This is a genomic window from Paenarthrobacter sp. YAF11_1 (assembly GCF_052113445.1).
Classification (GTDB): Bacteria; Actinomycetota; Actinomycetes; order Actinomycetales; family Micrococcaceae; genus Arthrobacter.
The window spans coordinates 163,319-176,412 of the sequence record NZ_JBFRDF010000014.1 but is presented as its reverse complement, the minus strand read 5'-3'; the positions used below and the strand labels follow the sequence as shown (position 1 = coordinate 176,412).

Annotated in this window: 11 protein-coding genes; 5 read left to right on the top strand and 6 right to left on the bottom strand. The window is 63.0% G+C overall.

Annotated elements, in window-relative coordinates:
- Positions 1 to 388: 388 nt before the first annotated feature.
- The 5 genes from trxA to AB4Y77_RS19295 all read right to left on the bottom strand — a co-directional run bounded on the left by trxA (position 389) and on the right by AB4Y77_RS19295 (position 6,342).
- Entirely contained in the window at positions 389 to 715 is a 327-nt protein-coding gene (gene trxA, locus AB4Y77_RS19315) for a thioredoxin (RefSeq protein ID WP_021473158.1), read from the bottom strand.
- 34 nt (positions 716 to 749) lie between these two features.
- Complete coding sequence (gene trxB, locus AB4Y77_RS19310; RefSeq protein ID WP_311212514.1) at positions 750 to 1,706, bottom strand: thioredoxin-disulfide reductase; 957 nt, start codon at positions 1,704 to 1,706, stop codon at positions 750 to 752.
- Positions 1,707 to 1,936: 230 nt separating this feature from the next.
- Complete coding sequence (locus AB4Y77_RS19305) at positions 1,937 to 3,658, bottom strand: ABC transporter substrate-binding protein (protein WP_442015037.1); 1,722 nt, start codon at positions 3,656 to 3,658, stop codon at positions 1,937 to 1,939.
- A gap of 141 nt (positions 3,659 to 3,799) precedes the next feature.
- Entirely contained in the window at positions 3,800 to 5,812 is a 2,013-nt protein-coding gene (gene murJ, locus AB4Y77_RS19300; protein WP_442015036.1) for a murein biosynthesis integral membrane protein MurJ, read from the bottom strand.
- A gap of 26 nt (positions 5,813 to 5,838) precedes the next feature.
- Entirely contained in the window at positions 5,839 to 6,342 is a 504-nt protein-coding gene (locus tag AB4Y77_RS19295) for an NUDIX hydrolase (RefSeq protein ID WP_311212644.1), read from the bottom strand.
- Positions 6,343 to 6,538: 196 nt separating this feature from the next.
- On the opposite strand from AB4Y77_RS19295, the gene AB4Y77_RS19290 reads away from it, so the two are divergent.
- The 5 genes from AB4Y77_RS19290 to AB4Y77_RS19270 all read left to right on the top strand — a co-directional run bounded on the left by AB4Y77_RS19290 (position 6,539) and on the right by AB4Y77_RS19270 (position 12,462).
- The gene (locus AB4Y77_RS19290) at positions 6,539 to 8,008 is read left to right on the top strand and encodes a CCA tRNA nucleotidyltransferase (protein ID WP_442015035.1); all 1,470 of its coding nucleotides are present in this window, start codon (positions 6,539 to 6,541) and stop codon (positions 8,006 to 8,008) included.
- Positions 8,005 to 8,586 carry a histidine phosphatase family protein gene (locus AB4Y77_RS19285; RefSeq protein WP_311212510.1) on the top strand — a complete coding sequence of 194 codons (582 nt, stop codon included), beginning with the start codon at positions 8,005 to 8,007 and terminating at the stop codon, positions 8,584 to 8,586. The genes AB4Y77_RS19290 and AB4Y77_RS19285 overlap by 4 nt, the downstream gene beginning before the upstream one ends.
- 605 nt (positions 8,587 to 9,191) lie before the next feature.
- Entirely contained in the window at positions 9,192 to 9,332 is a 141-nt protein-coding gene (locus tag AB4Y77_RS19280) for a hypothetical protein (RefSeq protein WP_181151794.1), read from the top strand.
- A gap of 181 nt (positions 9,333 to 9,513) precedes the next feature.
- Positions 9,514 to 11,010 (top strand): glycosyltransferase family 87 protein, encoded by a 1,497-nt coding sequence (locus AB4Y77_RS19275; protein WP_442015034.1) that lies wholly within the window; start codon positions 9,514 to 9,516, stop codon positions 11,008 to 11,010.
- A gap of 6 nt (positions 11,011 to 11,016) precedes the next feature.
- A complete protein-coding gene (locus AB4Y77_RS19270) occupies positions 11,017 to 12,462 on the top strand; it encodes a phytoene desaturase family protein (RefSeq protein ID WP_442015033.1) in 1,446 nt (481 codons plus the stop codon).
- Positions 12,463 to 12,468: 6 nt separating this feature from the next.
- Here the strand turns inward: AB4Y77_RS19270 and AB4Y77_RS19265 are convergent, their stop codons facing one another.
- Complete coding sequence (locus AB4Y77_RS19265; RefSeq protein ID WP_442015032.1) at positions 12,469 to 13,074, bottom strand: NAD(P)-dependent oxidoreductase; 606 nt, start codon at positions 13,072 to 13,074, stop codon at positions 12,469 to 12,471.
- Positions 13,075 to 13,094: the final 20 nt, after the last annotated feature.

Sequence of the window (13,094 nt, the reverse complement as noted above, 5' to 3'; positions counted from 1 at the left end):
GGGTGGGGGTGGAGGGTGTGGGAGGTGAGAGAGGGTGGGGGTGGAGGGTGTGGGAGGTGAGAGAGGGTGGGGGTGGAGGGTGTGGGAGGTGAGAGAGGGTGGGGTTGGAGGGTGTGGGAGGTGAGAGAGGGTGGGGGTGGAGGACGCGGGAGGTGAGAGAGGGTGGGGTGGGAGGGCGTGGGAGGTGAGAGAGGGCCCAGTTTGGCCTACCCCAGGTAGGGTGACGTGAAGCGCGCCCATTGAGCGGATCCCATGCCTTCCACGGCAACCACAACACGAAAAGTAAACGCAAATGGTTCATTTCCCTAAAGACGACAAAAACCGGCGGCTCCCGCTCCGTGAGGAGCAGCAACCGCCGGCTTTTTTGAATCAGGGTGAGGAATCGACCCTAGGACAGGACGTCCGCGAATTCCTTCTCGAAGAACTGCTTCGGCTTGGCGCCAATGACAGTGCTCTTCACTTCTCCCCCACTGAACAGGTACACGGCCGGGATGGACGTGATGCCGTATTCGGCGGCGATGGCAGGGTTGTCGTCGACGTTGAGTTTCACAACGTCAACCTTGTCGCCGTACTCAACGGAGATCTCGTCGAGGATGGGCCCGAGCTTGCGGCAGGGGCCGCACCACTCTGCCCAGAAGTCCACAATGACCGGCTTCTCGGAAGCCAGGACATCAGTGCTGAAGCTTGCGTCAGTTACGTCTTTTGCGTTGCTCATAACTTTTCCCTTCGTATGGTTGCTTGGATGCAGCTTAGGAGTGCAAGTCTGCGAGGTAGTGCTCAACATCGAGGGCCGCTACACAACCGGAGCCCGAAGCCGTGATGGCCTGGCGGTAGGTGGGGTCGATGACGTCGCCCGCGGCGAAGACACCCTTGATGTTGGTCCGGGAGCTGCGGCCTTCCACGGCGATGGTTCCCTCGGGCGTCAGATCAACCTTGCCCTTGATGAGGTCCGTGCGGGGATCGTTACCGATAGCGACGAAGACGCCGGTGACAGCGAGTTCGGACTCGGTGCCATCCACGAGGTTCTTCAGCTTCAGGCCAGTGACCTTGTCTCCACCCAGAACGTCCTCAACGGCAGTGTTCCACACGAAGTTGATCTTCTCGTGAGCCTGCGCGCGATCGCCCATGATCTTTGAAGCCTTGAGCGTATCGCGCCGGTGGACCACCGTGACGGACTTTGCAAACTTGGTGAGGAACAGTGCTTCCTCCATGGCGGAGTCGCCACCACCGATAACGGCGATGTCCTGATCCTTGAAGAAGAAACCGTCGCAGGTTGCACACCAGCTGACGCCGTGGCCTGAGAGGCGCTTTTCGTTCGCCAAGCCGAGCTCGCGGTAGGCCGAACCAGTGGACAGGATGATGGCCTTCGCCTGGAAGGTCTCCCCCGTACCGATGGTCACGGTCTTGATGTCCCCGTCGAGGTCAAGTTCGGTGACGTCCTCGAACTGGATTTCGGTACCGAAACGTGCGGCTTGCTTTTCGAAGTTCTCCATGAGGTCCGGGCCCATGATGCCGTCGGGGAAGCCCGGGTAGTTTTCCACGTCCGTGGTGTTCATGAGTTCGCCACCAGCGGTGACGGAACCGGCAATGAGCAGAGGCTTCATGTTGGCACGGGCGGTGTAAACGGCGGCGGTGTAGCCGGCGGGGCCTGAACCTACGATGATGACGTCACGCACCTGCGATGCGCTGTTTTCTGCAATGCTCACGTGGCGTGAACCTCTTCCTTAGTCGATGCTGCGGCTTTCGGGGCAGCCACCTGACTCAACCCCGGTTACACCCCAAATATTCCGTTGGAGATGGGGACCCTCAAAGCCACCATTGTTAAGGGTACCGTCTGCACGCGTCCCGCTTATAAGCGGTGACGCCAATGCAGAGAGCAGTAGAGGCCGTTATGACGAGTCACAACGGCCTCTACTGCTTACCTGATTGGGTGGGGCTACTGAACGGTGACCTCTGCCAGACGCAGGCCGAATCCGAAACGGGTCTTCGGTGCAGCCAGCTTTGGCAGGGCCTTGATGTCCACAATGACGTACTGGGTCTGCGTCGGCGCAGCCAGGGGCATGGTCAGCTCCGGGGACGTGAAGCTGTTGGTGCCCACAAGCTTGGCTCCGTCCATGGCAGGGCGGTCGTTGGTGTAAACGCTGATGCTGCCGCCGGATCCACCCAACTGGTTCAGCACGATGGACTTGACCTCAGTCTTTTCCTTGAGCTCGATCACCAGCGGCATGTTGGTGACGAGTCCACCCCAGTCGGCTGTGGCAAATTCCATGTCAGACCAGTAGCTTGCCGCGTTGCCGTCGAAGGCCCTCGCGAGGTCTTTGTCGTACGTGGCCGCGAAGGGGAAGTCACCGAGGCGCGAGATGCCCTCGATGGCGGGCGGTGCGGCCGGCGGCGCCGTCTCCGAAGGTGTTGGCTCCTCGGATTGCGTGCTGCTGGTTTCAGGTGCGGAGGTACTCTGCGTGGCTGCCGGGGCTCCGCTGGGAAGGAGGCTGCCCAGGTTGGTGACGGCGAGGACAAGTCCCACGATCAATACGGCAGCAAGCAGGCCGCCGACGAGCCAACGGAGGGAACGCGGCTCCTTCTCCGGAGCGTCGTCCTCGTACACTTCCTCGTCGTCGTAGTCTTCCTGGACAGCGGCCGACGCCGGGAAGCTGGTGGGGGCGCGGTCGTAACCGGAGTCGGAGGTACCTCGAGCCGCAGCAGCTGCACCACCGACAGCAGCGGCGCCTCCGCCAGCGGCAGCACCACCCCCGGCAAAGCCATAGTCCTCTTCGGACCACAGGGAAACCTTGGGTTCTGCCGGTTCACGAGTCGGTGCAGGCTGGGCATTGACGGCCTGTGTTGGCGGCTGCGCCGGGGCTGCCGGCGGAGCCTGGGGAGGTGTTGGCTGTGATGTCACGGCCTGCGTTGGCGGCTGAGCCGATGCACCCGCCGCACCAGCACCCGCCGCGCCAGAACCCGACGCAGCGGCACCGGAGCCAGAGTCAGCGGCACCACTGCCGGCGGCAGCACCGGCGTCGTGGTTCTTGGTCCCGGAGTTCTTCCAGGCGGCCAAACCGGCGGCACCAGCGCCGGCGGCGGCAGCAGCCAGCTTGCCGGCTATGCCGCTCTTGGACGACGACGGGCTGGACGCAGGCATGGGAGGTACGTTACTGCCCTGAGGGGCGGCAGCAGGATCGGTATCGCCCTCGTTCGGAATGGGGTAGCCATTTTCGTCGTACTGGATGTACTCGGCGTCGTGTTCGTCGTCTTCGTAAAGGCCGTCGTAAGTTTCGGGCTCGTGCGTACGTGCCTGGCCAAAGATCTCGCTGCCGAGCGTCTCAGTGAAGAACGGCTCGATGTAGGGCGGGTTGGTGGCGACCACGAGGTCCAGCAAATCAGGCGCGCTGCTGTGGTTGGTGATGAGGTAGGTGGTGTTGTCGCTGACGCCAAGGTCCAGGATCTGGACATGGCCCGGGCGTTCCCCCGTAGCGACCTCGCGGGCACTCTGGGCAACCTGCTCAGCGTTTCCGGGGCCGGCGACAAGGATGCTCACGGGACGGTTGAGGACCTGGTCCACGCCGTCGAGCACCTGATCTTGGTCATGCGAGGTCAACACATTGGCTGTGACCTTATAGCGGCCGCCAAGTACTGATCCGACGTCGATCGGGTGGGACACGTGTTCCTCCTAGGCTGTCCGGGAGCTGCGGGTGGTGCACGAGGCCGGCCCGGCGAGCCGGTTCAACCGCTTTTGCAACTACCTGTATTCATTTTCTAGCCTAGCCGATTGCTGCCCTGCGCCCACGTTGGCGCCACCGGCTCACTTCCGGTGGTTTCCGCGCGTTGGGAAGTAGGGATTGCGTCCGGCATCGCCTTGGTAGGTGCGTCGGCCTGGCAACGGGACCTGAGGGCGGAACCTGCTGCCCCGGGCCGTGCTGGCAGCGTCCTCCTCCGGCAGGTACGTTTTCGGTGCATCCGGGACGTCCTCGGCGGGCTGGGAAGGAACGCGTTCCACAGCTGGGCCTGCACGGTAGGACTCGGCGTCGAACTCGCCCGAGATGCGCGGAATCAACCCGGTATCGTCCGAGACCGTGGCGCGTGCCGCCGTCGTGGGTTCTACAACGGCGCCGCTAACCGGTGCGGGGGTGCCGCGTCCGAAGCGTCCCATGAGCGGCCGCAGGAGGTCGCGGAGTTCGGTGACATGGAAGACGCGGAGCAGGACCAGGTAGGCGACCAGCATGACGGGCCCGACGACGGCCACCGTCACCAAAGCGGCTGGGCGGCTGCTCCACGCGAAACCGTCAGCGCGGTAGCTGCCCAGCAGCCACAGGGCGCCGGCGCCGGCAAGAGCAGAACCAAGGCCGGCGTAGCCCATGCGGATGTATGAATTGGCGATGCGTGGACCGTCGAGATGCCCCAGCATCCGGCGCAGGAACATCACGCTGATCACCACGGAGAGAATATTGCCCAGCGTGTACAGGATGGCGATCGCGTAAATGATCTGGCCCACGGGGAGGAACTGAATGAAGAACGCGCCCACCACGTAGATGACGGCCAGCCACAACTGGACGTAAAGGGGTGTACGGGCGTCCTCGTTGGCGTAGAACACGCGGGACATCATGAAGTTTGCGCTCAGGAACGGCGTGCTGAGGGCCAGGATGGTGAGCGTTTGGGCCAGCATGACGCCGTCCTGCGGCTTGCCGCCGGAGAAGAACATGCCCAGCGGGCCGGCCAACGCGAACAAGGCCAAGGCGCCGAAGACAGTGGCCACGGCCATGGTGCGCAGTCCGTGGGACAGGGCGTCACGCAGTTCGGCTTTGTTGCCATCCTGCGACGCGCGGGTCATGCGGTTAAAGAGGACCGTGGCCAAGGACAACGCGATGATCGAGTGCGGCAGCAAATACAGCTGGCTTGCGACTTCCAGGACGGCGTTACCGGGAAGGACGGCAGCAGCGGCCTTGTCCCCTGCGTTATCCAGCCGGAGGCGCTCAGCGCCGGGAATGGTAGCGATCCTCATGACATAAAGGAACGCCAACTGCCCGACGGCGGCGGTCGCCAGTGTCCAGACGCTCAGCTTGGCTGCCTGGCCCAGCCCGACACCGCGCCAACCGAAGCGGGGACGCAAACCGAGGCGCAGCCGGAAGACGGGAATGAGGAGAATGGCGGTCTGGGCGATCACGCCGAAGGTTGAGAACCCCGCGATCAGGAACGTCTGGGTGGGGCCCCAGTTGTCCAAAGTATGCGGGTTGGTGAGGTTGGAACCGAGGATCCAGATGAACATGCCCAAGCCGGCAATGGCCACCAGGTTGTTGAGGATGGGGGCCCACATGGCAGGCCCGAATGCTCCGTGGGCGTTCAGCACCTGCGTCAGGAGGGCATAGAGCCCGTAGAAGAAGATCTGGGGCAGGCACCAGAAAGCGAAGGTGACGGCCAAGGCTTTTTGTTGTTCGGAGTAGCCCTGCGTGGTGAGGTCGATGACCAAGGGTGCCGCGAGCGTCACCAGCGCCGTCAACGCAAGCAGCACCAGCACGGCCAGGGTCAGGAGGCGGCTGATGTAGTCCGCACCGCGGTCCGGGGCCTTGCTGGCTTTGATGATCTGCGGAACCAGGACGGCATTGAAGACGCCGCCGGCAACCAACAGGAAGATCAGGTTGGGCAGGTTGTTTGCGTTGATGAATGTGTCATTGACCGTGGAACCGAGGCCGAGTGCTGCGCCCAGCATCCATGTTTTGGCGAAGCCTAGGAACCGGGAAACCAGCGTCCCTGCAGCCATGATGGCGCTGGAACGGGCTTCTCCGGATTGAACGGACTGGGTGGTTTTGGCTTCAGACATCGCCTTTATCGTCCCATGTACCCGGGTCAGAGGTGTTCCGGCAGCACTTCCCGTGCCAGGTCGGCGATGCGGCGTTCATTCGGAAAGGACAGTTTGCGGGCCAGTTCGTGGATGGGAACCCACGCCGCGTCCACGGCTTCCTGATCAGGATCATTCTCGATGGTCAGCTCTCCACCCGTTGCCCGGAGCAGGAAATGGTGCACTGTTTTGTGCACCCGGTGGCCGCTCACGGTGAACCAGTAATCGATGCTGCCCAAGGGGGCCAGGATGCTGCCTTCGATGCCGGTTTCCTCGGCGATCTCACGGACAGCAGCTTCCTCGTTGTTCTCGCGGCCTTCCGGGTGGCCCTTCGGCAGGCACCATTCCAGCCGGCCACCCCTGTTAAGGCGGGCAATAATCGCAACCCGGAGTTCGCCGTCGGACGTGTCTACTACAACGCCGCCCGCTGACACTTCCTCCACCGTGGGAAGCGAGGCCTGGACCGGGTGCTGCTGGGCAGGCGCGACGTGCGCGCCGATTGCCGACGGCAACGGTGCGTTTGTCCTCCTGCCAGGAGCGCTCGGGATCGGGTTGGCCATGAGGTCCACTCTAACGACTCTTGCCCTCGAGTGATGACCGGGACATGGCCACAAGATGGACTGCAGGAGATGCTCCGCGGACACATGCTTGATTTCGCATGGAACAGTGGCCCAATGCCGAGCAAAAATCTGCCAAGCTTAAGGAACTATGGCGCACGTATTGGACAGCTCTTCAGTTAACTTCACCATCGACCCGGTGGTGCTCGACCTCGGGCAGCGCTTTGTCGACGCCGGCTTTGAGCTGTCCTTGGTTGGTGGGCCCGTGCGCGACCTCTTCTTGGGGAGGACATCCCCTGACCTCGACTTCACCACCGACGCCACGCCGGACCAGACAATCGCCGTCATCAAGAAGTGGGCGGACAACTTCTGGGAAATCGGGCGCGCCTTCGGCACCATCGGGATGAAGAAGAGCGGCTTCCAGATCGAAATCACCACGTACCGTGCGGAGGCCTACGACCCCGATTCCCGCAAGCCGGTGGTGGCCTTCGGCAACTCCCTGACCGACGACCTGCTGCGCCGGGACTTCACCATCAACGCCATGGCACTGCGGCTGCCCAGCCTTGAACTGGTGGATCCCTTCGGCGGTGTCCGCGATCTCCATGCCTCGGAGCTCGCCACACCAGGCGCGCCGGAAGCGTCCTTCTCGGACGATCCCCTGCGGATGATGCGGGCGGCCCGTTTCGCGTCCCAGCTGGGCGTGTCGGTCCACGACGACGTCCGGCTCGCGATGTCGCAAATGGCAGACCGCATCAAGATCATCTCCGCCGAGCGCGTCCGTGAAGAGCTGGTCAAGCTCATTAACGGAGCGCACCCCCGCGTGGGCATCGACCTCCTGGTGGACACGGGGCTCGCTGAATTCGTGCTTCCGGAGGTTTCGGCGTTGCGCCTCGAAGCCGATGAGCACCACCGCCACAAGGACGTGTACCAGCACTCCCTGCAGGTACTGGAGCAGGCCGCTGCCCTGGAAACAGGACCTGACGGCCCGGTGCCCGGCCCGGACTTCGTGCTGAGGTTCGCAGCGTTAATGCACGACGTCGGCAAGCCGGCGACGCGTCGTTTTGAACCGGGCGGCGCAGTCAGCTTCCGCCATCACGATGTTGTGGGGTCCAAGCTGACGGCGAAGAGGATGAAGGCACTGCGTTTCGACAACGAGTCGATCAAAGCAGTGTCACGCCTGGTGGAACTCCACATGCGCTTCTACGGCTACGGCGATGCGGGCTGGAGCGATTCCGCAGTCCGTCGCTACGTAACCGACGCCGGTCCCCTGCTGGAGCGCCTGCACCGCCTCACACGGTCCGACGTCACCACGCGTAACCAGCGCAAGGCCGACCGCTTGTCCTTCGCCTACGATGACCTTGAGCAACGCATCACAACGCTCTTGGAGCAGGAATCGCTGGCGGCTGTGCGCCCGGACCTTGATGGAGCGCAGATCATGGCACTCCTGGGGCTAAAGCCCGGTCCGGTGGTGGGCAAGGCCTACAAGTTCCTTCTCGAAGAACGCATGGAACACGGACCGCTGTCCCCCGAGGAAGCCGAGCAGAAGCTTTTGGCTTGGTGGGAAGCGCAACCCGAGTCCGCCGTCGTCGAGCCTTTGACCGAAACTGAGGAGCCCTCATGAACGCTGCGACTTCCCCACGTCCGCAACTCTGGATCCTTCGCCACGGCGAGACGGAGTGGTCCAAGAGCGGCCAGTACACCGGCCTGACGGACCTTCCCCTCACCGTCGAGGGTGAGCAGCAGGCGGTAGAGGCCCGCAAGGTGCTGGAAGGGATCGACTTTGACCTGGTCCTGACCTCGCCGCTCCGCCGCGCCCGCCGTACGGCAGAATTGGCCGGCTACCCGGAAGCCGTGCATGAGCCCTTGGCGGTCGAATGGAACTACGGCGACTACGAAGGCATCAGCTCCGACCTCATCCGCAAGGACAACCCGGACTACCTCATCTGGACGGACGGTGTGCCCAACGGTGAAAGCCTGGACGAAGTAGCTGCCCGGGCCGACAAGATCATTGGACGCATCCTGGAATCCGGCATGGACAATGTCCTGGTGGTGGCACACGGACATTTCTCCCGGATTCTGACTGCCCGCTGGCTGGAAATGGACGCCCGCGAGGGCCGTCATTTCATTCTGGGAACGGCGAAGGTTTGCACTCTCGGTTGGGATAAGCGAACGCCGGCAATTGTGCGTTGGGGTCTCTAAAACACGAATATGAAAAAACTTTTGGGGAATTAGTCAATTGTGCTGGTCAAATCCCCTGTTGATGGGGTAGCTTATATCTTGTTCCCAGAGCGACCCGCCGGGAACCAGGCGTGCATTCATCGGTCAGTCAGCCGGGACAATGCCACAGCAGGCTGTAACGGCCAGAATAGGAGGTTGGGAAAAATGATTACTTTGACTAGCGGACGGAAGTTGACCGTCACTGCTACCCCGGCCTCTGCTGATGATCGACGCCATTTTTGCTCTCTGACCCACTCCTGAACCATCCGGACCGGCCCTGACGCCGGCGGAGTTTCATGGTCGGCCACTCTCCGTGGTTGGCCTTCTGAGTAGTCAGTTGTAGGCGCGGACCCACGCAGCATGCCGCGGGTGCGCAGTTTCCCCAAAGTTCGGAACCAGCTTCTTGTTGGGTCGACTGCCGGAAGCACGCGCTATTGCATGACGATACCCTTTTCGGTTCGGTCCGCAAATCCCCTTTATTAGCCTCGGCTCTTTATGCCCTTTTTGGCCTTGATTTCTTTCGAATTCATATGGCTCTAATTGTTGCGCCTAAATTCCGATGATTCCCCCTGGAAAGGAGGTGAACCATGCGAAAACGCCCAGAAGACATGCGCTTCTTCAAGAGCACCAACGCTCCTAAGGACCGCACCCTGTTCAACGGCCAGTTGCTCGACCAGCGCCGTGAAGACGTCTACGTTGTCCTGCACCAAATGGGACTCATCCGCTGATGCCCTGCAACCGTCCCTAAGGAGTTCAGGTGCCACACCTTCATGCTGAACCTCAAGGAGCCCACGCGGCTACGCGTGGGCTCCCCCCCTTTTAACGGCGATACAACTTAACGGCGTTACAACGGAGGGATGCTTGCCGCGCGTGATGCTGCAGGCCAAGGCGTGACGGTAAGCTCGATCCATGCAGGAGACGAAGCCGCACCGGCAGCAAAAGCGTGCCCGCTTTGTGGTTCCCAGCCGCAGCGACTCCTTGCTCCGGAACTTCACGGAGCTCATAGGCGGCCCCTTGGGGAAGCGCTCGTCTCCGGGAAAGGTCTCCTCCGGGCCGTTCACCGTTGAGCGGGTCCTCATCGTCCTGACCGTGGTGGCCGCGCTGCTGGCTTTCCTGGCCAAAGAATACTGCCGCGCCAACGGGTGGCAAACGCCAGGGCAGTTCTACGCCACCTGCTACTCCGACTTCCCCGAGCTCTTCAAGAACCGCGGCCTCGGCGACGGCGTCTTCCCCTTCTTCACGCAAGGCAGCCTGTTCGAGTACCCCGTCCTCATGGGAATCATCGCCGGTATCACCGCCTTGATGGTCCCTGGCCAAGGGGTGGGCAGCGAACGCATCCTGGGCTACTTCGATATCAATGCGACGTTGATCGTGGCCGTCTGGATGATCACCGTGCTGCTGACGGCACGAATCAACAAGCGTCGCCCCTGGGACGCCGCCATGGTGGCCGTCGCCCCCGGGATCATCCTTGCCGGCTTCATCAACTGGGATATGTGGGCCGTGGGGCTGCTGGCCCTGGGAATGTACTTCTTCTCACGGGACAAACTGATGTTGGCCGGCGTGTTCATCGGCCTGGGCACGGCCACCAAGCTCTACCCCGTCCTGATCCTCGGCGCTGTACTGGTCCTGGCTCTGCGCAGCGGCAAACTGCGGACGTTCTTCATCACCGCAGGTGCCGCCTTGGCTTCGTGGCTGGCAGTCAACCTGCCGATCGCCGCGATGAATCCCTCCGGCTGGCGCTACTTCTTTGAGTTCACCCAGGAACGCCCGGCGGGGTACAGTTCCCCGTGGTTTGCTTACAACCTGGTGGCCGACCGGGTCCAGTGGACGCAAATGAACGCGGCCACCATCAACTCGCTGGCGCTGTACCTGTTCATCCTGGCGTGTGCACTCATCGGAGCCCTGGCGTTGTGTGCGCCGCGGCGGCCCCGGATCGCCCAGCTCGTGTTTCTCATAGTTGCTGCGTTCATCCTCACCAACAAGGTGTACTCACCACAATTTGTCATCTGGCTCATCCCGCTCCTGGCGCTGGCCCGGCCGCGCTGGCGCGACTTCCTCATCTGGCAGGCAGCCGAGGGACTGCATTGGGCTGCCATTTGGATGTACTTGGGCCAGGCGACCAGCGGCGGCTCCGTCCAGCACAACATCGATATGTCCTACTACGTCCTGGCAGTCGGCCTGCACATGACGGTGACCGCCTATCTGATGGCACGAGTGGTCATGGACATCTGGGATCCGGCACAGGACCCGTTGCGTTTCCATGGCGAGGACGATCCCCATGGAGGGCCCTTTAATGGGGCGTCGGATTGGCTCCGGATAGACCTCTTCCGTCCCTCGCGGTCTTTGTTGCCTTGGAGCACCGCCCACCGCGCCACCGAACCCCAGCAGTCCAGCGAGCGGAGGTAAACGGAGATGGGTGATGTCGCCGTCGTCGGAGCCGGTCCGAACGGTCTGGCCGCCGCAGTAGTCATGGCGCGCGCCGGACTGGACGTCCACCTTTACGAGGCCGCTGACGCAATCGGCGGTGGCTCGCGTACCAGTGAACTCATGGAACCGGGCTACCTCTACGATGTCTGCTCCGCCGTCCATCCCATGGCCCTGGCGTCACCGTTCTTCCGCGCCTTCGAGCTTTCCCGGCGGATAGACCTCCGGGTGCCCGAAGTCCAGCACGGCACTCCCTTGGACACAGGCGGTGCGGCGCTGGCGTACCAGTCGCTGGAGCGGACCGTCCTGGAATTGGGCATGGACGGTGAGGCATACCGGCGGCTCTTAGGGCCCTTGGTGGAGCGGGTCAACGGAGTGGTGGACTTTACCTCCAACCAACTCCTGCGTATCCCGAAGGACCCCATCGCGGCCGTCCTGTTCGGGCTTGCCACCCTTGATCAGGGGACGCCGTTCTGGAGCCGCCGCTTCCGGGAAGACGCGGCTCCCGCGCTGTTGACGGGGGTCATGTCGCACGCCCTGGGCTCCCAACCGTCCCTCAGTTCCACCGGTGCCGGCCTGCTGCTCAGCACGCTGGCCCACGTGGAAGGATGGGCGATACCCGTTGGCGGTTCGATGTCCATCGCGACGGCCATGGCGGACGACCTGACAGCCCACGGCGGGACAATCCACGTGGGTGAACGTGTCGACTCGCTGGATCAGGTCCGGCCTGCGAAGACCATCCTGCTGGACGTTGCTCCGCCCACCTTGGCGAGGCTCGGCGGAACTGAAGTTCCCGACCGCTACCGGCGTGCACTTGAAACATTCCGGTTCGGGAATGCAGCATGCAAGGTTGATTTCATCCTGTCGGGACCGGTTCCGTGGCTGGATTCCGGACTGGCGAAGGCAGGAACCGTCCATGTGGGTGGCTCGCGGCTTGCCATGGCCGAGTCCGAGAACCTGGTGGACATGGGGAAGCACCCCAAACAGCCCTACGTCCTGGTGTCCCAGCCATCGGTGGTGGACCCCACCCGGGCACCGGAAGGCCGCCAGATTCTCTGGTCCTATTGCCATGTGCCTGCCAATTCCACAGTGGACATGGCTGAGGCCGTCACGGCCCGGATTGAGCAGTACGCCCCCGGCTTCCGGGACGTCGTGGTCGCTTCACAAACCACGACGGCGGCGGAATTGGCTGCGTACAACGAGAACTATGTTGGGGGCGACTTCAGCGCCGGCCTCCTGGACCTGCGTGGCCTGGTGCAGCGGCCCGTGGTGTCCAACGTGCCGTGGAGGACGCCGATGCCGGGTGTGTATCTGTGTTCGTCGTCCACTCCGCCTGGGCCGGGTGTAACAGGAATGCCCGGGTACCACGCAGCGAAACATGCCCTCAAGGACATCTTTGGAATGCGGGTACCCGGGCTGGGCCTGGGGCTTTAGCCTGGGCTAGTTGGCGGCCGTGAAACGGGCGCGTCGGTAGGCCGGGCTTTCGATCTCGTCCACCATGGCTACTGCGTAATCCTGCGAAGAGATGCTGTTGCCGGCAGGGGAATCCTTGGCCACGGTGTATTGACCGGTGCGTTCGCCCGGCTGGATGACCGGGGCCGGGGCAAGGACGGTCCAATCAACGGATTCCGGGGTCTGCTTGACGGCCTCGAGGGCTGTTGCTGCGGTGGTCGCCTCAGCTTTATATGCCTCCGGGAAGTCCGGGGAATCGAGCAGGCGGACGCCATCGATTTCCAAGGTGCCGGCACCGCCGACGATCAAGAGCCGCGTTCCTTCGGCGTTGCTGTAGGCGGTAGCCATGGCATCGAGCCATTCGCCATGGTCGCCGCCGGTGCGGCTGGGGCCCGTAGCCAGCACCACGACGTCGTGCTCTTTTGCGATGGAGGCGAACGCTTGTCCGTCAGCCAGATCCGCCGCCTGGGCGGCAGCGCCGGGAACCTCCGTGCCCTTGCGCGAGATGGCCGTGACCTGGTGGCCGCGGGTGATGGACTCGTTGACGATCTGGCTGCCGACCATGCCCGTTGCGCCGTAGACTGCGATTTTCATAGCTCTCCTTGGGGTTGGTA

What these genes read in the sequence shown, in the direction of transcription:
- trxA (WP_021473158.1), bottom strand. Translation starts at nt 715, where the DNA reads ATGAGCAACGCAAAAGACGTAACTGACGCAAGCTTCAGCACTGATGTC.
- AB4Y77_RS19275 (WP_442015034.1), top strand. Translation starts at nt 9,514, where the DNA reads ATGCAGGAGACGAAGCCGCACCGGCAGCAAAAGCGTGCCCGCTTTGTG.
- AB4Y77_RS19285 (WP_311212510.1), top strand. Translation starts at nt 8,005, where the DNA reads ATGAACGCTGCGACTTCCCCACGTCCGCAACTCTGGATCCTTCGCCAC.
- AB4Y77_RS19270 (WP_442015033.1), top strand. Translation starts at nt 11,017, where the DNA reads ATGGGTGATGTCGCCGTCGTCGGAGCCGGTCCGAACGGTCTGGCCGCC.
- AB4Y77_RS19290 (WP_442015035.1), top strand. Translation starts at nt 6,539, where the DNA reads ATGGCGCACGTATTGGACAGCTCTTCAGTTAACTTCACCATCGACCCG.
- AB4Y77_RS19265 (WP_442015032.1), bottom strand. Translation starts at nt 13,074, where the DNA reads ATGAAAATCGCAGTCTACGGCGCAACGGGCATGGTCGGCAGCCAGATC.
- AB4Y77_RS19280 (WP_181151794.1), top strand. Translation starts at nt 9,192, where the DNA reads ATGCGAAAACGCCCAGAAGACATGCGCTTCTTCAAGAGCACCAACGCT.
- murJ (WP_442015036.1), bottom strand. Translation starts at nt 5,812, where the DNA reads ATGTCTGAAGCCAAAACCACCCAGTCCGTTCAATCCGGAGAAGCCCGT.